The 24080-nt window shown below is 68.6% G+C and carries 21 protein-coding genes and 1 riboswitch; of the genes, 15 read left to right on the top strand and 6 right to left on the bottom strand.

Translation table 11 applies throughout. The features are described from left to right. Positions 1-14: 14 nt before the first annotated feature. Entirely contained in the window at positions 15-461 is a 447-nt protein-coding gene (locus W7S_RS13250; protein WP_014711698.1) for a nitroreductase/quinone reductase family protein, read from the bottom strand. A gap of 121 nt (positions 462-582) precedes the next feature. Here W7S_RS13250 and W7S_RS13245 point away from each other — a divergent pair, with 121 nt between their 5' ends. The 3 genes from W7S_RS13245 to W7S_RS13235 all read left to right on the top strand — a co-directional run bounded on the left by W7S_RS13245 (position 583) and on the right by W7S_RS13235 (position 3451). Continuing rightward, positions 583-1266 carry a TetR/AcrR family transcriptional regulator gene (locus tag W7S_RS13245; protein ID WP_198346937.1) on the top strand — a complete coding sequence of 228 codons (684 nt, stop codon included), beginning with the start codon at positions 583-585 and terminating at the stop codon, positions 1264-1266. Between the two features lie 138 nt (positions 1267-1404). After that, the gene (locus W7S_RS13240) at positions 1405-1908 is read left to right on the top strand and encodes a VOC family protein (protein ID WP_014711696.1); all 504 of its coding nucleotides are present in this window, start codon (positions 1405-1407) and stop codon (positions 1906-1908) included. Positions 1909-1957: 49 nt separating this feature from the next. Then, the gene (locus W7S_RS13235; protein ID WP_014711695.1) at positions 1958-3451 is read left to right on the top strand and encodes an FAD-binding protein; all 1494 of its coding nucleotides are present in this window, start codon (positions 1958-1960) and stop codon (positions 3449-3451) included. Between the two features lie 59 nt (positions 3452-3510). Here the strand turns inward: W7S_RS13235 and W7S_RS13230 are convergent, their stop codons facing one another. Continuing rightward, complete coding sequence (locus tag W7S_RS13230; protein ID WP_014711694.1) at positions 3511-5430, bottom strand: ABC transporter ATP-binding protein/permease; 1920 nt, start codon at positions 5428-5430, stop codon at positions 3511-3513. Between the two features lie 87 nt (positions 5431-5517). Here W7S_RS13230 and W7S_RS13225 point away from each other — a divergent pair, with 87 nt between their 5' ends. The 12 genes from W7S_RS13225 (at position 5518) to gcvP (ending at position 18913) form a co-directional block, all read left to right on the top strand. Next, a complete protein-coding gene (locus tag W7S_RS13225; protein WP_014711693.1) occupies positions 5518-7161 on the top strand; it encodes an acetolactate synthase in 1644 nt (547 codons plus the stop codon). A 37-nt stretch (positions 7162-7198) separates the two neighbouring features. Beyond that, positions 7199-9523 carry an accessory Sec system translocase SecA2 gene (secA2, locus tag W7S_RS13220; RefSeq protein WP_009957618.1) on the top strand — a complete coding sequence of 775 codons (2325 nt, stop codon included), beginning with the start codon at positions 7199-7201 and terminating at the stop codon, positions 9521-9523. A gap of 94 nt (positions 9524-9617) precedes the next feature. Continuing rightward, positions 9618-10247: a CDP-alcohol phosphatidyltransferase family protein gene (locus tag W7S_RS13215; protein WP_014711692.1), complete on the top strand. Its 630-nt coding sequence runs from the start codon at positions 9618-9620 to the stop codon at positions 10245-10247. Further along, the gene (locus W7S_RS13210) at positions 10240-11151 is read left to right on the top strand and encodes a DUF881 domain-containing protein (RefSeq protein WP_014711691.1); all 912 of its coding nucleotides are present in this window, start codon (positions 10240-10242) and stop codon (positions 11149-11151) included. Before W7S_RS13215 ends, W7S_RS13210 begins: the two co-directional genes overlap by 8 nt. Before the next feature lie 52 nt (positions 11152-11203). Continuing rightward, positions 11204-11536, top strand: a complete 333-nt coding sequence (locus W7S_RS13205) for a small basic family protein (RefSeq protein ID WP_008256991.1) — start codon at positions 11204-11206, stop codon at positions 11534-11536. Positions 11537-11668: 132 nt separating this feature from the next. Next, entirely contained in the window at positions 11669-12373 is a 705-nt protein-coding gene (locus W7S_RS13200; RefSeq protein WP_369751751.1) for a DUF881 domain-containing protein, read from the top strand. Positions 12374-12400: 27 nt separating this feature from the next. Next, positions 12401-12799, top strand: coding sequence for a glycine cleavage system protein GcvH (gene gcvH / locus W7S_RS13195; protein ID WP_008256987.1), 399 nt, complete (start codon positions 12401-12403; stop codon positions 12797-12799). Between the two features lie 238 nt (positions 12800-13037). Next, positions 13038-13511: a glycogen accumulation regulator GarA gene (gene garA / locus W7S_RS13190; RefSeq protein ID WP_014382626.1), complete on the top strand. Its 474-nt coding sequence runs from the start codon at positions 13038-13040 to the stop codon at positions 13509-13511. Further along, on the top strand, positions 13511-14260 hold the full coding sequence (locus W7S_RS13185) for a MerR family transcriptional regulator (RefSeq protein ID WP_014711689.1): 750 nt from the start codon (positions 13511-13513) through the stop codon (positions 14258-14260). Before garA ends, W7S_RS13185 begins: the two co-directional genes overlap by 1 nt. 111 nt (positions 14261-14371) lie before the next feature. Beyond that, positions 14372-14866 (top strand): bifunctional nuclease family protein, encoded by a 495-nt coding sequence (locus tag W7S_RS13180; RefSeq protein ID WP_008256980.1) that lies wholly within the window; start codon positions 14372-14374, stop codon positions 14864-14866. Positions 14867-15121: 255 nt separating this feature from the next. Further along, positions 15122-15751: a MerR family transcriptional regulator gene (locus W7S_RS13175; RefSeq protein WP_008256979.1), complete on the top strand. Its 630-nt coding sequence runs from the start codon at positions 15122-15124 to the stop codon at positions 15749-15751. Positions 15752-15810: 59 nt separating this feature from the next. Beyond that, positions 15811-15908, top strand: a riboswitch (glycine riboswitch). 179 nt (positions 15909-16087) lie between these two features. Next, entirely contained in the window at positions 16088-18913 is a 2826-nt protein-coding gene (gene gcvP / locus W7S_RS13170) for an aminomethyl-transferring glycine dehydrogenase (RefSeq protein ID WP_014711688.1), read from the top strand. 20 nt (positions 18914-18933) lie between these two features. Here gcvP and W7S_RS13165 read toward each other — a convergent pair whose 3' ends face one another. The 4 genes from W7S_RS13165 to W7S_RS13150 form a co-directional block, all read right to left on the bottom strand. Further along, positions 18934-19578 (bottom strand): TetR/AcrR family transcriptional regulator, encoded by a 645-nt coding sequence (locus tag W7S_RS13165; protein WP_014711687.1) that lies wholly within the window; start codon positions 19576-19578, stop codon positions 18934-18936. Between the two features lie 120 nt (positions 19579-19698). Continuing rightward, positions 19699-20682, bottom strand: coding sequence for an oxygenase MpaB family protein (locus W7S_RS13160; RefSeq protein WP_008256970.1), 984 nt, complete (start codon positions 20680-20682; stop codon positions 19699-19701). A 31-nt stretch (positions 20683-20713) separates the two neighbouring features. Beyond that, entirely contained in the window at positions 20714-21604 is an 891-nt protein-coding gene (locus W7S_RS13155) for an oxygenase MpaB family protein (RefSeq protein ID WP_008256968.1), read from the bottom strand. Between the two features lie 350 nt (positions 21605-21954). Then, a complete protein-coding gene (locus tag W7S_RS13150) occupies positions 21955-24063 on the bottom strand; it encodes a substrate-binding domain-containing protein (protein WP_014384757.1) in 2109 nt (702 codons plus the stop codon). Between the last annotated feature and the right edge of the window lie 17 nt (positions 24064-24080).

Raw genomic sequence — 24080 nt, 5'->3', positions numbered from 1 at the left:
CCGATCGGACGCCGTCAGCGCGCCTTGGCCAGCGCGAATACCGGAATCGTGGGCGCCGCGGCGCGGAACTCCTCGTCGCTGCTGTCCGGCGTCAGCCCCGCGACGTAGTCCTTGACCTGCCAGTACCACCGGGACAGGTAGCGCCGCAGCAGATCGGGCTTGGCCGCGTCGTCGACCTCGGTGGCGCAAACGCGGTGCCGGCGCCACCGAGGACCCACCTCGACGACGGCCGCGGCCCGGACGTTGCGCGCCCACTGGGTGTTGCCGCGGGGCGAGACCAGGTAGTCCACCCCGTCGACGGTCAGCAGGTTGACCACGACCGCGCGCTGCTTGCCCGACTTGCGGCCGCGAACGCGCAGCGCACGGGTGCCGGCGATGCTGATCCCCGCGTCGGCAAGCCAGCGGATCACCACGTTGGCCGCGCGGGCGGCCCGGTTCGGCTCCTCATAACGCGTGGGCATGGCGGGTCCTTCCGGCGAAGCTCCTCGGAATTAACGAGAGCGGCGCTCTCGCTTTGATGACGCTGCCACACCCCGGTTCGGAAAGCAAGAGCAGCGTTCTCGGTTGTGTCAGACTGACCGCGTGGGCAAACGCCAGCAGTCGCGGGAACAGATCGAGGCGCGCATCATCGAACTCGGTCGCCGCCAGCTGGTGGAACGCGGTGCGGCCGGACTGTCGGTGCGCGCCATAGCCCGCGACCTGGGCATGGTGTCCTCGGCGGTGTACCGGTACGTCGCCAGCCGCGACGAGTTGCTGACCTTGCTGCTGGTCGACGCCTATTCCGACCTGGCCGACACCGTGGAACGCGCCCGCGAAACCGTGAGAGAACTGTGGAGCGACGACGTCATCGCCATCGCGCGGGCGACCCGGCGGTGGGCCGTCGCGCACCCCGCGTGCTGGGCGCTCCTATACGGCAGCCCGGTCCCCGGTTATCACGCGCCTCCGGAGCGCACGGTGGCCGTCGGCACCCGGGTCGTCGCGGCGTTGTTCGACGCCGTCGCGGCCGGAATCGCCACCGGGGACATCCGCCTGACCAATGACCTTGCGCCGCAACCGATGTCGTCGGACTTCGAACGCATCCGGCACGAATTCGGATTTCCCGGTGACGATCAGGTGCTTGCCAAGTGCTTTTTGTTGTGGGCCGGGGTGCTCGGTGCCATCAGCCTGGAGGTGTTCGGGCAATACGGCGCGGACACCCTGACCGACCCGGAAGCGATCTTCGACACCCAGGTGCGACTGCTGGTGGACGTGCTCGCCCAGCATTGACGCCTTGGAGCGCCGGCGGGACAGGGGCAGCGAATTAGAACGTGTTCACCCCGGGATTTCGGGCGCGGAACGATTCGGCATGGCAAAGTCGTTCGGCCCCTTTCTGGCGGCCCGGCGGCTGGACTATTGTGCGAGACGATGACCCCTCTTCTCGAGTCGCCGACGCAGATCGCCTGGGTTACCACCGACCTCGACGCGACAGAAACGGCGCTCACCGGCCTGTTAGGTGTCAGGAAGTGGGTACGCATCCCCGACGTGCACTTTGCTCCGGACGCCTGCAGCTATCACGGCAAGCCCGCCGATTTCATCGCCAGTATCTCCCTGAGCTATCTCGGCGACATGCAGCTGGAGCTGATCCAACCGGTGCGGGGCGAGAACATCTATAGTGACTTTTTGCGCGAGTGCGGGGCCGGTTTGCACCACATCTGCATGGAGGCCGAGGGCCCCGAGCAATTCGAGGCGGCGCTGGTCCAGGCCGCCGAGCGGGGCGCCGCGGTCGTGCAGCAAGGCGTGATGCCCGGCGGAATCCAATTCGCCTACGTCGCGGCGCCGCAGGCGGGAGTGCCGTTTGTGGAGTTCGCATACATCGCGCCCGAAATGAGGGCGTTTTACGACTACATCAAACAGGAGCAGCGGCGATGACTAGCGCCGGCGACGATGCAGAGCGCAGCGATGAGGAGGAGTGGCGCCAATGAGCACCGAGATACCGCCAACAGTCAGCGCCAACGACGTGACGTCGTGGTCCGACGAGGTCGACGTGTTGGTGATCGGCTTCGGCATCGCCGGCGGATGCGCCGCGGTCAGTGCGGCGGCCGAGGGGGCGCGGGTGCTGGTGCTCGAACGCGCGGCCGCGGCCGGCGGAACCACTTCCCTTGCCGGAGGGCACTTTTACCTCGGCGGCGGGACCGCGGTGCAGCAGGCGACCGGTCAGGACGACTCCGCCGAGGAGATGTACAAGTACCTCGTCGAGGTGTCGCGTGAGCCCGAACTCGACAAGATCCGCGCCTACTGCGACGGCAGCGTCGAGCATTTCAACTGGCTGGAAGACTTGGGCTTTCAGTTCGAGCGCAGCTACTACCCGGGCAAAGTCGTCGTGCCGCCGGGCACCGAGGGCCTCAGCTACACGGGCAACGAAAAGGTGTGGCCCTTCTGCGAGCGGGCCAAGCCGGCGCCGCGCGGGCACTCCGTGCCGGTCCCCGGCGAGCTGGGCGGCGCGGCCATGGTCATCGACCTGCTGGTGAAACGCGCCGACGCCCTGGGCGTGCAGACCCGCTACGAGACCGGGGCGACCAATCTGATCCTGGACGACGACGGCGCCGTGGTCGGCGTCGCCTGGAAGCACTTCACCGAAACGGGCGCCATCAAGGCCAAGGCCGTCATCATCGCGGCCGGTGGTTTCGCGATGAATCCGGAGATGGTCGCCGAGCACACTCCCGCTTTGGGCCAGCCGCGGCGCACCAAGCATCACGGGCTGGCGGCGCCTTACATCCTGGGCAACCCCAACGACGACGGGCTGTCCATCCGGATGGGGGTCTCGGCGGGCGGGGCCACCAAGCACATGGACGAGCTGTTCATCACCGCGGCGGCCTACCCGCCCGAAGTCCTGCTGACCGGTGTCATCGTCAACAAGGAGGGCAAGCGCTTCGTCGCCGAGGACTCCTACCATTCGCGCACCTCGGCGTTCGTGCTCGAGCAGCCGGAGCAGACCGCCTACCTGATCGTCGACGAGGCGCACACCGAGATGCCCGCGATGCCGCTGATCCGTTTCCTCGATGGCTACGAGACGATCGCGGAAATGGAAGCCGCGCTTGGCATCCCGGCCGGCAACCTCGCGGCCACGCTGGACCGCTACAACGAGTTCGCCGCCGCCGGTGAGGATCCCGATTTCCACAAGCAGCCGGAATTCCTTGCGCCGCAAGACAATGGGCCGTGGGCGGTGTTCGATTTGTCGCTCGGGCGCGCGATGTACTCGGGCTTCACGATCGGCGGCCTCGCGGTGACCGTCGACGGTGAGGTGCAACGGGACGACGGCACCGTGGTGCCCGGCCTGTATGCCGCCGGCGCCTGCGCGTCCAACCTCGCCCAGGACGGCAAGGGTTACGCCAGCGGGACACAGCTGGGTGAGGGTTCGTTCTTCGGGCGCCGCGCCGGAGCGCACGCGGCCCGGCGGGCCGGGGCAGCGTAGGCGCGCGACGACCCAGCGCCGGAGCGCACGCGGCGCGGCGGGCCGGGGCAGCGTAGCCGCTAGACCTGCGCGGGCTCCTTTTCGACCGGCCCCAGCTGCCACGCGCCGCCGCCGAGCAGGTGCAGCTGCTGCTCGTGGTGCTGCTCGACGGCGGGCCGATGGCTCACGCTCACGAGCACGCATTCCGGCAGCTCCGCCCGAACCAGTTGGTACAGCGCGTATTCCAGGCCGCCGTCCAGCGCGGAGGTCGCCTCGTCGAGGAAGACCGCCTTCGGCCGGGTGAGCAGGACGCGCGCGAACGCGACGCGTTGCTGCTCGCCGGGGGACAGCACTTTGGCCCAGTCCTGCTCCTCGTCCAACCGGCTGATGAGCGGCGCCAGAACAACCTTGGTGAGCACGTCGCGCAGTTGGTCATCGGCGACGCCGTCCGGCGAATTCGGGTAACACACGACGGTGCGCAACGTGCCGAGCGGCACATATGGCAACTGCGACAAGAACATCGTCTCGTTGTCGCCATCCGGACGGCACAGCGTTCCCGAGGCGTACGGCCACAATTCGGCCAGGCTGCGCAGCAGCGTCGTCTTGCCCGCTCCGGAGCGTCCGGTGATCACCAGGCTGTCGCCCAGGTCGAGCTGGATGTCCAGCGAGTCGACCAGCTGGTCGCCCTCCGGCGTGCGCACCTCGATGCCGCGCAGTTCGACGGCGGTCTCCTCGCTGGGTTTGACGAGAATGGTGGGCAGCGCGCGGCCCTTGTCGTTGGCGTCGACGAGGCCGTGCAACCGGATGATCGCCGCCCGGAAGGCCGCGAACGCGTCATAGTTGTTGCGGAAGAACGACAGTGAGTCGTTGATGTTGCCGAACGCCTGCGCGGTCTGGGTAACATCGCCGAAGGCGATCTCCCCGGTGAACAGGCGCGGCGCCTGAATCGCCAACGGCAGCGGAATGATGGTCTGCGTCGCCGACCAGTTCCATCCGTTGAAGATGATGGTCCGGCGGACGTACCTGCGGTAGTTGTCGATGATCGGCGTGAAGCGCCGCCACAATTGGGTACGTTCGACGCGCTCGCCACGGTAGAAGCCCACCGCCTCCGCGGCGTCGCGCAACCGCACCAGGGCGTAACGGAACGCGGCGTTGAGTTTCTCGTTGTTGAAGCTCAGCCAAATCAGCGGGCGCCCAAGCCAAATCGCGACCACCGTCACGATCAAGACATAGACCAGGACGGTCCAGAACATCGCACGCGGCACGTTCACACCGAACAGATTGAAGTCCCCGGACAGGTTCCACAGGATCGCGGCGAACGAGATCACCGATGCCACCGCGTTGACGGCACCGAACAGCAGGGTGCTGGTCGTCCCGTTCGACGGGATGTTCGGGGTGCCGCCCACCCCCGCGGTGAAGATGTCGATATCCTGTTGGATGCGCTGATCGGGGTTGTCAATCGTCTTGTCGATGAACAGATCCCGGTAATAGGCCCGGCCCGCGAGCCAGTCGTCGGTGAGATGGCCCGTCAGCCACATGCGCCAGGCGATGATGAACCGCTGCGTCAAATAGATGTCGAGGATCACCCGGGCGATGAAGATGGCCGCCAGCAGGATGAAAATCCCGAGCGAGACCCAAAAGTTGTGGATCCCGGAGTGTTTGACTTCCTCGTTGCCCGTGGCGAGCCCCTTGAGTGCCACCTGCAAAGCCGTGTACATGTCGTTGCTCTGATAGCTGAACAGCACGTTGAGCCGGACCGAGAACAGCACCAGCAGTAGCAGCACACCGAGTCCCAGCCACGCCTTGACGCTGGTCGGCCCGACGAAGTAGCCGCGCGTGATCCGCCAGAATTGACGGCCCCACGGGGTCAGGTACCTGGCGGCGACCAGCGCGGCCAGCAGACAGACGGCACCGATGACCCAAGCGATGGCGAGCCACCGCAGGGAGTCCTGAAATGCCGACGACCAATCAATGGACGGTTTGAAGAGCTTCGAGTCCAATTTCGGCGTCTCCTTCTGAGGTCGGCACTTCCCCGCAAGCTACCCGAGCCCGCAAGCTACCCGAGCGGTTGTCGATAGGCTGCGCAGATGAGCATCGACGCTCCGTCCAGCCAGACCGTACATGCCGGCCGACTCGTCGCGCGCCGGCTCAAAGCCAGCGGAATCGACACCGTCTTCACGCTGTCCGGCGGTCACCTGTTCTCGATCTACGACGGCTGCCGCGACGAGGGTATCCGGCTGATCGACACCCGCCACGAACAGACCGCGACCTTCGCCGCCGAGGGCTGGTCGAAGGTGACCAGGGTCCCGGGCGTGGCGGCGCTGACCGCGGGGCCGGGCGTCACCAACGGGATGAGCGCGATGGCGGCGGCGCAGCAGAACCAGTCGCCCCTCGTGGTGCTGGGCGGCCGGGCGCCGGCCCAGCGCTGGGGGATGGGCTCGCTGCAGGAGATAGACCACGTGCCGTTCGTCGCGCCGCTGGCCCGCTTCGCCGCCACCGCGCAATCGGCGGCCGACGCCGGGCGGCTCGTCGATGACGCGTTGCGCGCCGCGGTCGGCGCGCCGTCGGGCGTGGGATTCGTCGACTTCCCGATGGACCACGTGTTCTCCATGTCGGACGACGACCCGCGCCCCGGGGCGCTTATCGACGTGCCGCCGGGACCCGCACCCGATGACCAGGCGCTGACCCGGGCCGTCGGTCTCCTGGCCGCGGCGAAGCGCCCGGTGATCATGGCCGGCACCAACGTGTGGTGGGGACACGGCGAAGCCGCACTGCTGCGCCTGGCGGAGGAACTCCAGATTCCGGTGCTGATGAACGGGATGGCCCGCGGCGCGGTCCCGGCCGACCACCCGTTGGCGTTCTCCCGGGTTCGCGGAAAAGCGTTGGGGGAGGCCGACGTTGCGCTGATCGTCGGCGTGCCGATGGATTTCCGGCTCGGCTTCGGCGCGGTGTTCGGGCAACAGACCCAGCTCGTCGTGGTCGACCGTGTCCAACCCGAGCGCCGCCATCCGCGGCCGGTGCAGGCCGAGCTCTACGGTGACCTGCTGACGATCCTGGCGGCGCTGGCCACCGCCGGGGGCGCCGGGCACCGAGACTGGGTCGAGGAACTCCGGGCGGCCGAGACCGCCGCGCGCGCCAAGGAGAACGCCGAGCTCGCCGACGACCGCGTCCCGCTGCACCCCATGCGGGTGTACGCGGAGTTGGCGCCCATGCTGGACCGCGACGCCATCGTCGTCATCGATGCCGGCGACTTCGGCTCCTACGCCGGCCGGGTGATCGACAGCTACCTGCCGGGGTGCTGGCTGGACAGCGGCCCCTTCGGCTGCCTGGGTTCTGGGCCCGGCTACGCCCTGGCCGCCAAGCTGGCCCGGCCGCAGCGCCAGGTGGTGCTGCTGCAGGGCGACGGCGCGTTCGGCTTCAGCGGCATGGAATGGGACACGTTGGTCCGGCACAACGTGCCCGTCGTGTCCGTGATCGGCAACAACGGCATCTGGGGCCTGGAAAAGCACCCGATGGAAGCGTTGTACGGCTATTCGGTGGTGGCCGAACTGCGCCCGGGGACCCGCTACGACGAGGTGGCGCGCGCCCTGGGCGCCCACGGCGAGCTGGTGGCCGCACCCGGCGAGCTGCGGCCCGCCCTGGAGCGGGCCTTCGCCAGCGGACTGCCCGCCGTCGTCAACGTGCTCACCGACCCGGACATCGCCTATCCACGCCGATCCAACCTCGCGTGATGAGTGGGCGGGGCGGCCCACCGCGTACCGTTGACCTGTGCCTAAGACGACCCGCGCTCAACCCGGCCGGCTGAGCAGCCGCTTTTGGAAGCTGCTCGGCGCCAGCACCGAAAAGGACCGCAGCCGCTCCCTCACCCAGGTCAACGACTCCTCGGAATACGACGGCGAGGCGGCCGGTCTGAGCGACGAGCAGCTGCGCAAGGCGGCCGGGCTGCTCAACCTCGAGGACCTCGCCGACTCCGAGGACATCCCGCAATTCCTCGCCATCGCCCGCGAGGCCGCCGAACGGGCGAGCGGGTTGCGGCCGTTCGACGTTCAGCTGCTCGGGGCGCTGCGGATGCTGGCCGGCGACGTGATCGAGATGGCTACCGGCGAGGGCAAGACCCTGGCCGGCGCGATCGCCGCCGCCGGGTACGCGATCGCCGGGCGGCACGTGCACGTGGTGACGATCAACGATTACCTGGCGCGCCGTGACGCCGAATGGATGGGTCCGCTGATCGAAGCCATGGGGCTGTCGGTCGGCTGGATCACCGCCGAGTCGACGAGCGAGGAGCGCCGGGCGGCGTACGGCTGCGACGTCACCTACGCCTCGGTCAACGAGATCGGCTTCGACGTGCTGCGCGATCAGCTGGTGACCGACGTCGACGACCTGGTGTCGCCCAACCCCGACGTGGCCCTCATCGACGAGGCCGACTCGGTGCTGGTCGACGAGGCGCTGGTGCCGCTGGTGCTGGCGGGAACCACGCATCGGGAGACCCCGCGGCTCGAAATCATCAAGCTGGTCGGTGAACTCAACGCCGACACCGATTTCGACACGGACTCCGACAGCCGCAACGTCCACCTGACCGACGCCGGCGCGCGCAAGGTCGAAAAGGCGCTCGGCGGCATCGACCTGTACTCCGAGGAGCACGTCGGCACCACGCTGACGGAGGTCAACGTCGCGCTGCACGCGCACGTGCTGCTGCAGCGCGACGTGCACTACATCGTGCGCGACGACGCGGTGCACCTGATCAACTCCTCGCGCGGACGCATCGCCCAGCTGCAGCGCTGGCCCGACGGGCTGCAGGCCGCCGTCGAGGCCAAGGAGGGCATCGAGACCACCGAAACCGGCGAGGTGCTCGACACCATCACCGTGCAGGCGCTGATCAACCGCTACGCCACCGTGTGCGGCATGACCGGCACCGCGCTGGCCGCCGGCGAGCAGCTGCGCCAGTTCTACAAGCTCGGTGTGTCGCCGATCCCGCCGAACAAGCCCAACATTCGCGAAGACGAGTCCGACCGGGTCTACATCACCGGCGCGGCCAAGAACGACGCGATCGTCGCGCACATCGCCGACGTCCACGAGACCGGGCAGCCGGTGCTGGTCGGCACCCGCGATGTCGCCGAGTCCGAGGACCTGCACGAACGGCTGCTGCGCCGCGGCGTGCCCGCGGTGGTGCTCAACGCGAAGAACGACGCCGAGGAGGCCCAGGTCATCGCCGAGGCCGGCAAGTTCGGCGTGGTCACCGTGTCGACGCAGATGGCCGGGCGCGGCACCGACATTCGGCTCGGCGGCTCCGACGAGGCCGACCACGACCGCGTCGCCGAGCTGGGCGGGCTGCACGTCGTGGGCACCGGCCGGCACCACACCGAGCGGCTGGACAACCAGCTGCGGGGCCGCGCCGGGCGGCAGGGCGACCCGGGGTCGTCGGTGTTCTTCTCCAGCTGGGAAGACGACGTCGTGGCGGCCAACCTGGACCACAACAAACTGCCGATGGAGACCGACGAGGACGGCCGGATCGTCAGCCCCAAGGCGGCCGGGCTCCTCGACCACGCCCAGCGGGTCGCCGAGGGCCGCATGCTCGACGTGCACGCGAACACCTGGCGCTACAACCAGTTGATCGCCCAGCAGCGCGCCATCATCGTCGATCGGCGAAATACGTTGCTGCGCACCGCGACCGCGCGCGAGGAGCTCGCCGAGCTGGCGCCCAAGCGCTACGAGGAACTGGCCGAGGAGATCTCCGAAGAACGCCTCGAGACGATCTGCCGGCAGATCATGCTCTATCACCTGGACCGCGGCTGGGCCGACCATCTGGCCTACCTGGCCGACATCCGCGAGAGCATCCACCTGCGGGCGCTGGGCCGGCAGAACCCGCTGGACGAGTTTCACCGGTTGGCCGTCGACGCGTTCGCGTCGCTGGCCGCCGACGCGATCGAGGCGGCCCAGCAGACCTTCGAGACCGCGAACGTCCTCGAGGAGGAGCCGGGACTGGACCTGTCCAAGCTGGCGCGGCCGACGTCGACGTGGACGTACATGGTCAACGACAACCCGCTGTCGGATGACACGCTGTCCACGCTGAGCCTGCCCGGCGTGTTCCGCTAGACCCACTCGCCGAGCGTGCGGCCAGCCGGGCGTTCGCGTTCGAGTGTGCGCCCAGCCGGGCGTTCGGCGTGGAGTCGCGTTAAGGTCACGGCTCATGGAGCCGGTGCTTCCGCCCAACCGGGTGCTGACGGTCCCCAACGCGCTCAGCGCCATCCGCCTGGCGCTCATTCCGGTGTTCATCTACGCCTTGCTGGTCGCGCACGCCCACGGATGGGCGGTCGCGATCCTGATGTTCAGCGGCGCCTCGGACTGGGCCGACGGCAAGATCGCGCGGCTGCTCAATCAGTCCTCGCGGCTCGGCGTGCTGCTCGACCCCGCCGTCGACCGCCTCTACATGGTCGCCGTTCCCGTCGTGATGGCGTTCAGCGGGATCGTGCCGTGGTGGTTCGTCGCGATCCTGCTCGCACGCGATGGCCTGTTGGCCGCGACGCTGCCGCTGCTGTGGAGCCGCGGACTCTCGGCGCTGCCGGTGACCTACATCGGCAAGGCGGCGACGTTCGCCCTCATGTCGGGCTTTCCGCTGGTGCTGCTGGGCACGTGGGACGCGCTGTGGAGCCGGGTGGTGGGCGCCTGCGGGTGGGCCTTCCTGATCTGGGGCTTGTACGGCTACCTGTGGGCGTTCGTGCAGTATGCGGTCCAGATGACGCTGGTGTTGCGCCGCATGCCCAAGGTCGATCGCGGGTCGCGCCCGCCGGCCGTGGCGAAGGCGACCGACCATGGCTGACGTGGACCGCCGGCTCGGCGGCTATGACCCCAACGCCGGTCACAGTGCGCACGTGGCGGCCCGGCCGCAACAGATTCCGGTGCCCTCGCTGTTGCGCGCGCTGCTGTCCGAGCACCTGGATCCCGGCTACGCCGCGGCGGCGGCCAGGCGAGCTACCACCGAAGGACGCCAGCGCGCGTTCGGCTGGCTGTGGCAGGCCCTGGCCGCGCTCCTCATCGCGACCGTCTTCGCCGCCGCGGTCGCGCAGGCCCGTTCGGTCGCCCCCGGGGTGCGCGACGCCCAGCAACTGCTGTTGGGCAACGTGCGGGCGATGGAAGGCTCGGCGACGCAGCTGGCGCAGCGGCGCAACCAGCTCTCGACACGACTCGACGACGTGCAGCGCCGCGTGCTGGCCGACGATGCCGAGGGGCAGCGGTTGCTGAAGCGGCTCGACGCGCTCAGCGTGGCGGCCGCCAGCACGGCGATCATCGGTCCCGGCCTGAAGTTGACCGTGACCGATCCGGGCGCGAGCCCGAACCTGTCCGACGTGTCCAAACAGCGGGTCGGCGGCAGCAGGCAGATCATCCTCGACCGCGACCTGCAGCTGGTGGTCAACTCGTTGTGGGCCAGCGGCGCCGAGGCGATCTCGGTCGGCGGCGTGCGGATCGGGCCCAACGTGACCATCCGGCAGGCCGGCGGCGCGATCCTCGTCGACAACAACCCGACCAGCAGTCCGTACACCATCCTGGCGATCGGGCCGCCGCGGTCGATGCGCGACGTCTTCGACAACAGCCCGGGGCTGCAGCGCCTGAGGCTGCTGGAGATTTCCTACGGTGTGGTGGTTACGGTGGATATCGCCGACGGTCTTTCGCTGCCCGCCGGATCCGTCCGGGATGTCAAGTTCGCCAAGCAGATTGGGCCATAGTGAGAAAAGTCCCGAACACACAGTTTCGCCTGTGCGAGACGGGAAACCCCGCATGATCGGTATCGCGGCGCTGGCGATCGGCATCGCGCTGGGCCTGGTTTTTCACCCCTCGGTGCCCGAAGTCGTGCAGCCCTATCTGCCGATCGCGGTGGTCGCGGCGCTCGACGCCGTGTTCGGCGGGTTGCGTGCCTATCTGGAGCGGATCTTCGACCCCAAGGTCTTCGTGATCTCGTTCGTGTTCAACGTCTTCGTGGCCGCGCTCATCGTCTATGTCGGCGACCAATTGGGGGTGGGCACCCAGTTGTCGACGGCCATCATCGTCGTGCTCGGTATCCGCATCTTCGGCAACGCGGCGGCCCTGCGCCGCCGGCTGTTCGGGGCGTGACGCCATGACCCGATCGAGCTCAGCGTGAGTCAGGATCCGACGGATCGCGACCCCGGCGCGGCGCCGGATCAGGCCGCGCCACACGGGCGTCACGAACAGCGCGGGAAACACCCCCGCGGCGGGTTGTCCGGCATGCTGCGCGGCGGCCGCTCCCGCCTGGGTTTCGGCACGCTGGCCGTCCTGTTGTGTCTGCTTCTCGGGATCGCCATCGTCACCCAGGTCCGCCAGACCGAATCGGGCGACTCGCTGGACACGGCACGCCCCGCCGACCTGTTGGTGCTGCTGGATTCGTTGCGGCAGCGCGAGGGCACACTCCGCAGCGAGGTGAACGAGCTGGAGAACACGCTGAATTCGCTGCAGGCGTCCGGCAACAACGACCAGGCCGCCATCCAGTCCGCCCAATCCCGGCTGGCGGCGCTGTCCATCCTGGTCGGCGCCGTGGGCGCCACCGGGCCCGGCGTCACCGTCACGATCGAGGACCCCGGGCCGGGGGTTTCCCCCGAGGCGATGCTCGACGTGATCAACGAGTTGCGCGCGGCGGGCGCGGAGGCGATCGAGGTCAACGACGCCCACCAGTCCGTGCGGGTGGGCGTCGACACGTGGGTCGCGGGTGCGCCCGGGTCCCTGACCGTCGACTCCAAAACGCTGTCGCCCGCGTATTCGATTCTGGCGATTGGTGATCCGCCCACCCTGGCCGCGGCGATGAACATTCCCGGCGGCGCGCAGGACACGGTCAAGCGCGTCGGGGCGCGGATGTCCGTCCAGCAGGCCGACCGGGTGGACGTGACCACCTTGCGGCAACCAAAACCGCACCAATACGCTCAGCCCGTCAAGTGAGCAATTCCCGAACAGACAGGATCACTCGTGAGCGATATCCCGCCCGATCTGCGCTACACCGCCGAACACGAATGGGTTCGTCGAAGCGGCGATGACACACTGCGGGTGGGCATCACCGACTTTGCACAGTCGGCGTTGGGCGATGTCGTGTTCGTTCAGCTGCCCGACGTGGGCGCGGAGCTGACCGCCGGTGAATCCTTCGGCGAGGTCGAATCGACGAAATCGGTGTCGGACCTGTACGCCCCGGTCTCGGGCAAAGTGTCGGCCGTCAACACCGATCTGGAAGGCAGCCCGCAACTGGTCAACTCCGATCCGTACGGGGCCGGGTGGTTGCTGGATGTGCAGGTATCCGACGTCGCCGAAGTGGAGTCCGCCATTTCGTCGTTGCTCGACGCGGAGGCCTACCGCGGAACACTCACCGAATGACGATTGCTAATGTCCCTGCAGCCTCGCACGGCGAGGCCGACGGTGCAGCCGGCACGTGGGGGAACCGACGTTTCGGATCGCCAAGTGGTGGGCGCATTGCAGGCCGGTGCGCGGTACCGTCGACAGATCTACCTTTTGAAGACCGGCATACCGGGCAACAAGACCTGGTGCGGAGGCCGGCCGAGCGGCCCGGACAGACAACGCCACAGCGGCCAGTGAGGAGCAGCGCGTGACGGACATGGACTCAGGAAGTCAGCAAGACCAGAATTCGGACGAAGTCACGGTAGAGACGACCTCTGTCTTTCGCGCCGACTTCCTCAACGAGCTCGACGCACCCGCGCAGGCGGGCACGGAAAGCGCGGTATCCGGGGTCGAGGGACTCCCGGCGGGTTCGGCGCTGCTGGTCGTCAAACGGGGTCCCAACGCGGGATCGCGGTTCCTGCTCGACCAGCCCACCACGTCGGCGGGCCGGCACCCGGACAGCGACATCTTCCTCGACGACGTGACCGTCAGCCGCCGCCACGCCGAATTCAGGTTGGAAAACAACGAATTCAGCGTCGTCGACGTTGGTAGTCTCAACGGCACTTACGTCAACCGTGAGCCCGTGGACTCCGCGGTGCTGGCCAACGGCGACGAAGTGCAGATCGGCAAGTTCCGCTTGGTGTTTCTGACCGGACCCAAGCAGGGTGAGGATGGAGGATCTTCGGGCTAGTGAGCGCACCCGATAGCTCGGCACTGGCCGGGATGTCGATCGGGGCGGTCCTGGAATTGTTGAGGCCGGACTTCCCCGATGTCACCATCTCCAAGATTCGCTTCTTGGAGGCCGAGGGGCTGGTGACGCCGCAACGGGCCGCGTCGGGTTACCGGAGGTTCACCGCGTACGACTGCGCGCGGTTGCGCTTCATCCTTACCGCGCAGCGTGATCACTACCTGCCGTTGAAGGTCATCCGGGCGCAACTGGACGCCCAGCCCGACGGCGAGCTACCGCCGTTCAACACCTCCTATGCCGTCCCGCGCCTGGTGTCGGTGAACCGAACCGGGGAGGCCGGCGCGGACGCGGGAGCGGACACCTCGGCGGTGGCGGCCACGCACGTCCGGCTGAGCCGCGAAGACCTACTGGCGCGTGCGGGCGTGGACGACGACCTGCTGACGGCCTTGCTCAAGGCCGGCGTCATCACCACCGGGCCCGCGGGTTTCTTCGACGAGCACGCCGTCGTGATCCTGCAATGCGCGCGGGCGCTGTCGGACTACGGCGTCGAGCCGCGGCATCTGCGCGCATTCCGGTCGGCGGCGGACCGGCAGTCGGATTTGATCGCCCAAATCGCCGGGCCGGTAGTCAAAGCCAACAAGGCCGGTGCCCGGGATCGAGCCGACGATTTGGCGCGTGAAGTTGCGGCGCTGGCCATCACGTTGCACACGTCGTTGATCAAATCCGCCGTTCGCGACGTTCTGGATCGCTGAGGACTAGACTTCGGTCGACAGCTTGGTTTCGGCGGTAGGGCGGATTTTTGACCTCGCCGCCGCTGGGAATGCCAATCCAACCGGCGCCACGAATGCGGAGGACAGACACAAATGGGTGAGGTTCGTGTTGTCGGCATTCGCGTAGAGCAGCCGCAAAACCAGCCGGTGTTGTTGCTGCGCGAAACCGACGGTGACCGTTACCTGCCGATCTGGATCGGCCAGTCGGAGGCTGCCGCCATCGCCCTCGAGCAGCAGGGTGTCGAGCCGCCTCGTCCGCTGACGCACGATCTGATCAGGGATGTCATTGCCGCGCTTGGGCATTCGCTCAAAGAGGTGCGGATCGTCGATCTGCAGGAAGGCACTTTCTACGCCGACCTGGTGTTCGACCGCAACATCACCGTGTCAGCGCGGCCCTCGGATTCGGTGGCGATAGCGCTGCGCGTCGGCGTCCCGATCTACGTCGAGGAGCCCGTGCTTGCCCAGGCCGGGCTGTTGATCCCCGACGAGACCGACGAAGAGGGCGGCACCGCCGTCCGCGAGGACGAGGTGGAGAAGTTCAAAGAATTTCTCGACAGCGTGTCTCCCGACGATTTCAAAGCCACCTAGCGCGCGCCGGGCGGATCGCGCTCGACTAGCCTGGTGGGGACATCACGGATCCGTCTCAACTGGCAACGTGATGTCGACACGCTGGCGGATAGCCCGCCCAGTTGGCCCCGGGGCGGCCATACTTTGATCACGACTTCAGGCGCGGCGGCTATCGGAAAGCGTAAGCTCACTAGCACTCGGGCCTGAGCAGACGTGGCTGCGGTGCAGCCAACAACGCAGCTAACGACGAGAGCGCGATCGCGGAGAGGAACCACCGTGAGCGAGCAGCCACGCCAAGAGCAGCTCAACCTAGCTGAGCAGGGCACCGACGCGAGTAGCGACCGCAGCATCACCGCGGCCGGCCCCCCCGTGCAGCCCGGACTTTTCCCGGACGACTCCGTGCCCGACGAACTCGTCGGCTACCGCGGTCCCAGCGCGTGCCAGATCGCCGGCATCACCTACCGGCAGCTGGACTACTGGGCGCGCACCTCGCTGGTGGTCCCGTCGATCCGCAGCGCGGCGGGCTCCGGAAGCCAGCGGCTCTACTCGTTCAAAGACATCCTGGTTCTCAAGATCGTCAAGCGGTTGCTCGACACCGGCATCTCGCTGCACAACATCCGCGTCGCGGTCGACCACCTGCGTCAGCGCGGTGTTCAGGATCTGGCCAACATCACCCTGTTCTCCGACGGCACCACCGTCTACGAGTGCACGTCGGCCGAAGAGGTCGTCGACCTGCTCCAGGGCGGGCAGGGCGTGTTCGGCATCGCCGTGTCCGGCGCCATGCGCGAGCTGACCGGCGTCATCGCCGACTTCCCGGGCGAGCGGGCCGACGGCGGCGAGTCGATCGCCGAACCCGAGGACGAGCTGGCGTCCCGGCGCAAGCACCGCGACCGCAAGATCGGCTGACGGCGCGCCCCGACAGCGCGACCGCGCGCACCCGTGGCCGAGTAAACTGGGCCGCGCATCGTATTCGAGCGGGAGAGTTCCGTGACGGCCAGTCACGGACGCCGAAGGAGCAACACCTCTCCGTCAACCTCTCAGGCACCCGGACCGCGCGAAACAATGATGCCTCTGGAAAGCGGTGACGACCCGGCCGGTCGACACCCGCCGATGGGGAAAGGCGCCCGGGACAAGCATCCGGCGCCGAATCTCTCAGGCGCCCGGCGCAGGGTGAAGACAGAGGGAGAGGGCCGTTCGTCCTCTGCCTCGATCCGTCGTCGCCCGCCTACCCAGGAGTTTCCAGTGCCCGATCAGTCCACGTTCGCCGCCCGGCACATCGGCCCGGACAGCCAGGCCATCGCGGCCATGCTCGCCGTCATCGGTGTCGACTCCCTCGACGAGCTGGCGGCCAAGGCGGTCCCGACGGGCATCCTGGATCGGCTCGCCGACAACGGCGCCGCGCCGGGACTTGACCGCCTGCCGGCACCGGCCAGTGAGACCGAGGCGCTGGCGGAGTTGCGGGCGTTGGCCGACGCCAACACGGTGGCCGTCTCCATGATCGGTCAGGGCTACTACGACACGCTCACGCCGCCGGTGTTGTTGCGCAACATCTTGGAGAACCCCGCCTGGTACACGGCGTACACGCCGTATCAGCCGGAGATCAGCCAGGGCCGGCTCGAGGCGCTGCTGAACTTCCAGACGATGGTCGCCGACCTGACCGGCCTCGAGGTCGCCAACGCCTCCATGCTCGACGAGGGGACCGCCGCCGCCGAGGCCATGACGCTGATGCACCGCGCGGCCCGCGGCAAGAGCAACCGCCTGGCCGTCGACGCCGACGTCTTCGCCCAGACCGCGGCCATCCTGGCCACCCGCGCCAAGCCGCTGGGCATCGAGCTCGTCACCGCCGACCTGCGGAAGGGCCTGCCCGACGGCGACTTCTTCGGCGTCGTCGCCCAGCTGCCCGGCGCCGGCGGCCGGGTCACCGACTGGACGGCTCTGGTCCAGCAGGCCCACGACCGCGGCGCGCTGGTCGCGATCGGCGCCGACCTGCTCGCGTGCACGCTGATCACGCCTCCCGGTGAGTTCGGCGCCGACGTCGCCTTCGGTACCACCCAAAGATTCGGTGTGCCAATGGGATTCGGCGGACCGCACGCCGGCTACCTGGCCGTGCACGCCAACCACGCGCGCCAACTGCCCGGCCGGCTGGTGGGGGTCTCGCTGGACGCCGACGGCAACCCGGCCTACCGGCTGGCGCTGCAGACCCGCGAGCAGCACATCCGCCGCGACAAGGCGACCAGCAACATCTGCACCGCGCAGGTGCTGCTGGCCGTCATGGCCGCGATGTACGCCAGCTACCACGGCGCCGAGGGGCTGACCGCGATCGCGCGCCGCGTGCACGCTCACGCCGAGGCGATCGCCGCCGCGCTCGGTGATGCGTTGGTGCACGACAAGTACTTCGACACCGTGCTGGCCCGCGTGCCGGGCCGCGCCGCCGAGGTGATCGCCGCGGCCAAAGCCAAGGGCATCAACCTGTGGCGTGTCGACGACGACCACGTGTCGGTGGCCTGCGACGAGGTCACCACCGACGAACACGTCGCCGCGGTGCTCGAGGCCTTCGGGGTGCAACCGGCCGAGCCGGTGTGCGCCGGCATCATCACCCGCACCTCGGAGTTCCTGACCCATCCGGCCTTCACCCAGTACCGCACCGAGACGGCGATGATGCGCTACCTGCGCACCCTGGCGGACAAAGATATCGCCTTGGACCGCAGCATGATTCCGCTCGGCTCCTGCACGATGAAGCTCAACGCGGCCGCCGAGATGGAGCCGATCACCTGGCCGGAATTCGCCCGCCAGCATCCGTTCGCGCCGGCCTCCGACACCCCCGGGCTGCGGCGTCTGATCGCCGACCTGGAGACCTGGCTGGTGCATATCACCGGCTACGACGCCGTCTCGCTGCAACCCAACGCCGGCTCGCAGGGCGAATACGCCGGCCTGCTGGCCATCCACGACTACCACGCCAGCCGCGGCGAACCGCACCGCGACATCTGCCTGATCCCGTCGAGCGCGCACGGCACCAACGCGGCGTCGGCGGCGCTGGCCGGGATGCGGGTGGTGGTGGTGGCCTGCCACTCCAACGGCGACGTGGACCTCGACGACCTGCGCGCCAAGGTGGCCGAACACGGGGCGCGGCTGTCGACCCTGATGATCACCTACCCGTCCACGCACGGCGTCTACGAGCACGACATCGCCGACATCTGTGCCGCGGTGCACGACGCGGGGGGCCAGGTCTATGTCGACGGCGCCAACCTCAACGCGCTGGTCGGCCTGGCGCGGCCGGGGAAGTTCGGCGGCGACGTCAGCCACCTGAACCTGCACAAGACGTTCTGCATTCCGCACGGGGGCGGCGGGCCGGGCGTCGGGCCGGTAGCCGTGCGTTCGCATCTGGCGGCGTTCCTGCCCGGGCACCCGCACGCCCCCGAGCTGCCCCACGGGCATCCGGTGTCCTCGGCGCCGTACGGGTCCGCCTCGATCCTGCCGATCAGCTGGGCCTACATCCGGATGATGGGCGCCGAAGGTCTGCGCGCGGCGTCGCTGACCGCGATCACCTCGGCCAACTACATCGCCCGTCGCCTTGACGAGTACTTCCCGGTGCTCTACACCGGCGAGAACGGCATGGTGGCCCACGAGTGCATCCTGGACCTGCGCGGCATCACCAAAGACACCGGCGTGACCGTCGACGACGTCGCAAAGCGCCTGGCGGACTACGGCTTTCACGCGCCCACGATGAGCTTCCCCGTGGCCGGCACGCTGATGGTGGAACCCACCGAGAGCGAGACCCTGACCGAAGTCGACGCCTTCTGCGAGGCCATGATCGCGATTCGCCGCGAGATCGATCGGGTGGGTGCAGGGGAGTGGTCCGTCGACGACAACCCGCTGCGCGGCGCCCCGCACACGGCCGAGTGCCTGGTCATCGGCGAGTGGGACCACCCGTACACCCGCGAAGAGGCCGCCTATCCGCTGGGCAAGGACTTCCGGCCCAAGGTGTGGCCGCCGGTGCGCCGCATCGACGGCGCCTACGGCGACCGCAACCTGGTCTGCTCGTGCCCGCCCGTGGAGGCGTTCGCCTGACGGCGGGGTCTGGTGCGGGATCACCCCGGCGTTCGCGCCGGGGACTGCAACGCCAGCGGCACCAGGTATCGGCGGGCGAAGTCGCGGGCCTCGTTCGGGTTGTAGATCGGGATGACGGACTCGGGCGTCTTGATCAGCGAAATGATCAGGCGCCCGATCATCTCCCCGACGATCTCGGTGTCCAGGTCGGCGGCCAGTTCGCCACGCTCCTGCCAGCGGCGCAGCCACGTCGCGATGTAGCCGCGCGTCATGGCGATCAGGTGCTCGTCGGTCAGGTAGGCGGACAGCTCCCCGGCGGCGGGCGATTCGCGGATGCTTCGGGTCAACAACTTGGGGGCGGAGGCCTCGTGCACGAACGCGGCGAAGACTTCGGCGATCCCTTCTTCCGGTGATCCCGCGCGACCCGCGACCTCGGAGACCAGCGTGCTCAGCCGCAGCGATTCGTCCATGATGGTCAGCCGCACCAGGTTTCGCTTGTGCCGAAACCGGCGGTAGACGGTGGCGACGCCGACACCGGCGGTGTCGGCGATGTCCTGCATGGTGGTGTTGGAGAATCCGCGCTCGGTGAAGCAGGTGCGTGCCGCGGTGACGATCGTGCGGGCGGTCGGATCGAGGCTGGCCAGGCCGTCGGGCAGCGCGCCGAGCAGCATCGCGGGGTCTGACATCTGCCCTCCAGCCGGTTGGGGTATCAGGTCAATTCTGCGCTCCATCAGCGTATTCACCGGCATTCGCGGCGCGCCGGTGCGGGTGCGCCGCCACCACCGCGAGAAAGCCGGGCTTGCGGGTCAATTCCGCTCGGGCGCCACGAAGGAATCCAGCAGCACCGAACGGTAGCGGTCGCGGAGCCGCTCGTATTGGTAGCGGTTGTAGGCCAGGGGTTCCAACGTCAGCCGGCGCGGCAACCATCGCCAGCCCAGCTGCAACGCGGCGACGTAGACGACGAACTCGACCTGCTCGCGCGCGCCCCACCGCACCTTGAGCAGCCGGCGCATCGTGGGGTGGGCGACGGCGGCCGAACACACGACCACCGGGCGCGATGCCAGAGTGGTCAGCACCGGCCAGACCACTTGCAGCACGGGCCGCAGTTGCCGGGAAACCAGCAGCTTCGGGATCGGCGGGGCGACGAAGCTGCGATTGGCGAATTGCAGAAACTCGTTGTCGGCCAACTCTTTTGCCGCGACGGCGTCGTAATGTTCGAGCATGTCGTGCAGGGTCGCCGGCAGCTTCCCCTGCTTGCTGGGCAGCTCCAGAAACTGCAGTTCCGAACGCAGGGTCTGATAGACGACCTCTTTCTCCGCGAGGGTGAGGCGACGCCCGCACACCCGCAGATAACCCTGGTACAAGAGGTTGAGACCGCTCACGGCCACCCAGGTCCACACCTCGGGGTTGAGCGCGCTGTAGCGGGTGTCGCTGAACGAGTCCTTTCCCGTGCCGCGGACGTCGCGGTGCAACCGTTTGAGATCGTCCCGCGACGCCTTCACGTCCGAGCTGTCACCGAAGGCGGCGAGGGCGGTGAACGCCGCACTGCGGATCCCACGGTCGGTGAAGTTGTCGGCGAAGCGTCCGCTGCGGTCCACCGCGGCCGCGATTTCGCGATGCGCGACCTGGTCGAGGGCCAGGCGGCCGAACGCCGCGGCCAGCGGCGACCCGGCGAACCACCTGACGTCGTCGGCCAGCGCCCGGTGCGCGGAATTCCATTCCGCTTCGGGGGGCACGAACGTCGCCGCGGAAGCGTTGCCGCGCCGGTCGATTCGGCTTGTCATCGTCATCCCGTTCCTCCTTGTGCGCGTCGGTGGGCCGTCACACGACGGTCGCCCCGATCCGGTGCCGCAAACGCATGTCCCACACCACCGCCTGCACGCCGAGGCGCGTCAAGAACCGCGGCGTGAACAGGTCCAGGACCCCGAGGAGGCGCTGCCAGCGGTCGAACCGGCGTTGCTGCGCGGCCGTCCAGCCGAACCCGAGCTTTTCGCGCAGCTGCGGCGGCAGGTACCCCAGCGTCATGAAGAGGTTCCACCCGCCGAACAGCGCCGAGACGGGGGCGGGCAGAAAATCCAGGCGCGCGATGCCGATCAGGTAGCTGCGCATGCGGTCGTCGAAGTCGAGCCGGTCGAGTTGCTCCTGCCAGTACCGGTCTGCGGCTTCGCGGTCGGCGGGCCACATTTCCGGCGGCACCTGCAATGTGGTGGCGAACACCGACGCCGCCCGGTGGATGGTGTCGGGGTCGCGTCGGGAACGGCCGCCCCGCAGCCTGCGGGTGTCCTCGAACACCGCGGCCATGCAGGAGGCGACCCACAGCTGTAACTGCGGGTCGAAGGCGTTGTAGCGCACCGGGCTTTGCGGGCCGGAGCGCACCTGGGCGTGTGCGGCGTTGACGGCCTCCCGGTACACACGGCGGTCCCGTGCGTTGCCGGCGATGGCCACCGCGATGTAGGTGAAGGTGGTGCGGGCGCGTTTGAACGGATGCTTGTACAGGTTGCCGCTGTCCACCTTGCTTTCCATCACGCCATAGGCCACACCGGAATTCGCCAGCTGCATCACGACGTTCGCCGCGCCGTAGGCGGGGGACAGCCACGGCGATATCTCCTCGGCGAGAAACGAGGTGTCGGCGGAATCCGTGTCCGCCCGCCGGTCGCGCCGCTCGGGTCCGGCCGGGACGTCCTCCGGGTCGGTGGGCAGGGGCTGGGCCATGGGGTGCCTTCCTGGGTTGGCCAACGGCTCAACGAGATTCGGTGCGGTGCGCGAAGGGGAGGCGGGCGCGCCCGGGTGCCGCGCGGCCGCCGAGCAGGGCGCGCCAGGCGCTCCCGCGTCGCCGGGTCGCCGAAGGGGGTCCGGTCGGGCGCAAGGCCGGTGTCGCGGCGGCGTCCAGCGGTGCAGAGGACATCGTTGCGCTGCGTCTTCCTGGATCAACGTTGATAGAAAGAACGGTTTGTTCTATCACGAGTGTGGCACAGCCGACCGCGATTGGATAGACGGTGTCCGAATTTTCCGGTTTTCCGTGCACGATGCCGGCGGCCACATCGTGACCGACGCCGGGCCGGCTAGCCCAGGAAGGCGTTGACCGCCGTCGCGAGCTCCGGGGACGCCGACGTTGCGATGTTCTGGTAGCTGCCGCCGCTGAGCTGGGCGACGGCTTCCCACGTCGATCGGTCCGGATCGGCCCCGAAATCGATGACGTTCACCGCGATCGGCTTGGCCGGGTCGGCGCTCTTGCGGATGAAATCCTGTAGCCCCGGACCGTCCAGGGTTTGGTCGGTGTGGGGTCCGGAGGTGATCACCAGAAGCGAATTGGTTTGGCCCGCACGGTAGTTGGCCTGCATGTCTTGGTAGATCATGCGCAGCGTGGTGAACGACACCGCGCCGCCGCCCGAGGAGTATTGCTTGTCCAGGGCGGCCAATAGTGCGGCCGAGCGTGGCTGGCCGCTGGAGCCGCCGACGGGGTCGGCCAGCGGGCCGCTGGCCACCTCGGAGCGGCCCTCGTGACCGTCGAAGGTCCACAGGCCGACGACGGCGCTGGCGGGCAGGGCCTTGATCCGGTCCTGAAGCGCCGCAATCACGTTCGCCAGCCGGGACTTCGCGCCTTCCTGGCCGGGCATCGACTGGTCGAGCATGATCGTCGTGGCCTGCCCGGTCGACGGGGCGGCCATGGCCTCGGCAAGGGTGGCGCGCATCGGGTCGTCGCCGACGGTCAGCGTGGACGGCAGCGTCGGGAAGGTGGTCACCGGGCTGCTGGGGGTTTTGACCCCGTTGACCCGGAAGCCCGCCTTCGCCAGCTTGGCCAGCTGATCGGGCTTGTGCATGAAGCGGGAGAACTCGCTGGCCGCCGTGGCCTGTTCGCGCGTGAGCCACGAACCGCTGAGCAGCACGGTGGGATAGTCGGCCACCGGCGCGGGACCCGGCGGCAGCCAGGAAGCCAAGGCGCTCTTGGCATCCGGGAGCGATTGGCCGCGCTGGAACAGCTGCTGTTCGGTGGTGATCACGGCGTGCACCGGCGCGGTCGCCGGGTCACCGGGCTTCAGCAGCATGTTCATCGCCTCGGTCAACGAGTTGTCGGCGAGCTTGGGTTGCGCGCTCAACAGGGAGCGCACCGCGCCGGTGCCCTGGGGCACCGGCGCGCCGGGCGGTACGGACGCGGCCGCGACCGCCTCACCGGCAAGAAACGATGCGTCCCCGTTGCCGCCCATCGGCAGCGCCAGTCGCAGCGACCCCCACGCGGGTAAGTTCAACCCCGCCAACGCGTTCGGGTTGGTCTGCAGCCCGGGCAGTGCCGCCCAGTTCTGCTTGGCGAGGGCCGGTGCCAGTTCGGGACGCACGGCAAGCACCACCGGGGAGCTGACCAGTGAATGGCTCTCGCTGATCGTCTTCTGAGTCGCGGCTCCCGCCAGCCGGGCGGCGGAGATCGAACTGCCGGGGATCCACAGCGCCGGCTGGCCGCCCAGTTCCGCCGGCCACTTGCCGATGAAACCGTTGAGCACGGCGTCGGAGTCGGCCGGCTTGACGTTGACCACCATGCAGCGGTCGCCGATCGGTCCCGCCGATTTGTTGTAGCTTTCGGCGAGTTCCTGAACGGACGTGGCGATCGACGGGTCGGCGACGACGGCGACGGTCTCTTGACCGCCGACGCAACGGCCGGCCGCCTTGTGCGACCGCTTGGACAGCACGTCGCCGAAGAAGCTCCACAGGATCACCGATCCCACCACGACGACGACGGCGACCAGCGCGACGATCACCCCGATGCTGACGCCGCGGCGACCGCCCTCGCTGCGATGGCCGCCCCGCCAGTCGGCGAGCCCCCGGTGCCCGCCGCGAAACAGCGAGGGGGATTCGGCCGGCGGTTCCGAACTCGCCGGTCCGCCCTGGCGCGGCGGAAACTCCGGGTACTCGTCGGCCGTGCTGTCGGCGAACGCGTCGCCCGCGGCGTACGGCTCGTCGTCGGCGTAGGGCTCATCGTCGTCGGGATAGCGACGTTCGTCCGAGTAGTAGTCCTCGTCCGCGTAGTCGTCGTCGGCGTCCGAGTAGTAATCGGCCGCCTCGCCGGCGTCCCGCTGCTGATGTCCTGCGTCGTCACCTCGGGACGGCTCGTCGACCACGTCGTCGCGAGAAGGCTCGTCGAGGGAGTCGTCAGGGTCGGGCGCACTGTGCCTACCCATAGCAGTGCCCGCGGCCT

Source organism: Mycobacterium sp. MOTT36Y (assembly GCF_000262165.1).
In the GTDB taxonomy this organism is placed as follows: Bacteria; Actinomycetota; Actinomycetes; order Mycobacteriales; family Mycobacteriaceae; genus Mycobacterium; species Mycobacterium intracellulare.
Note: the sequence above shows the minus strand (reverse complement) of the source record. Positions and strands in the feature narration are given on the sequence as shown.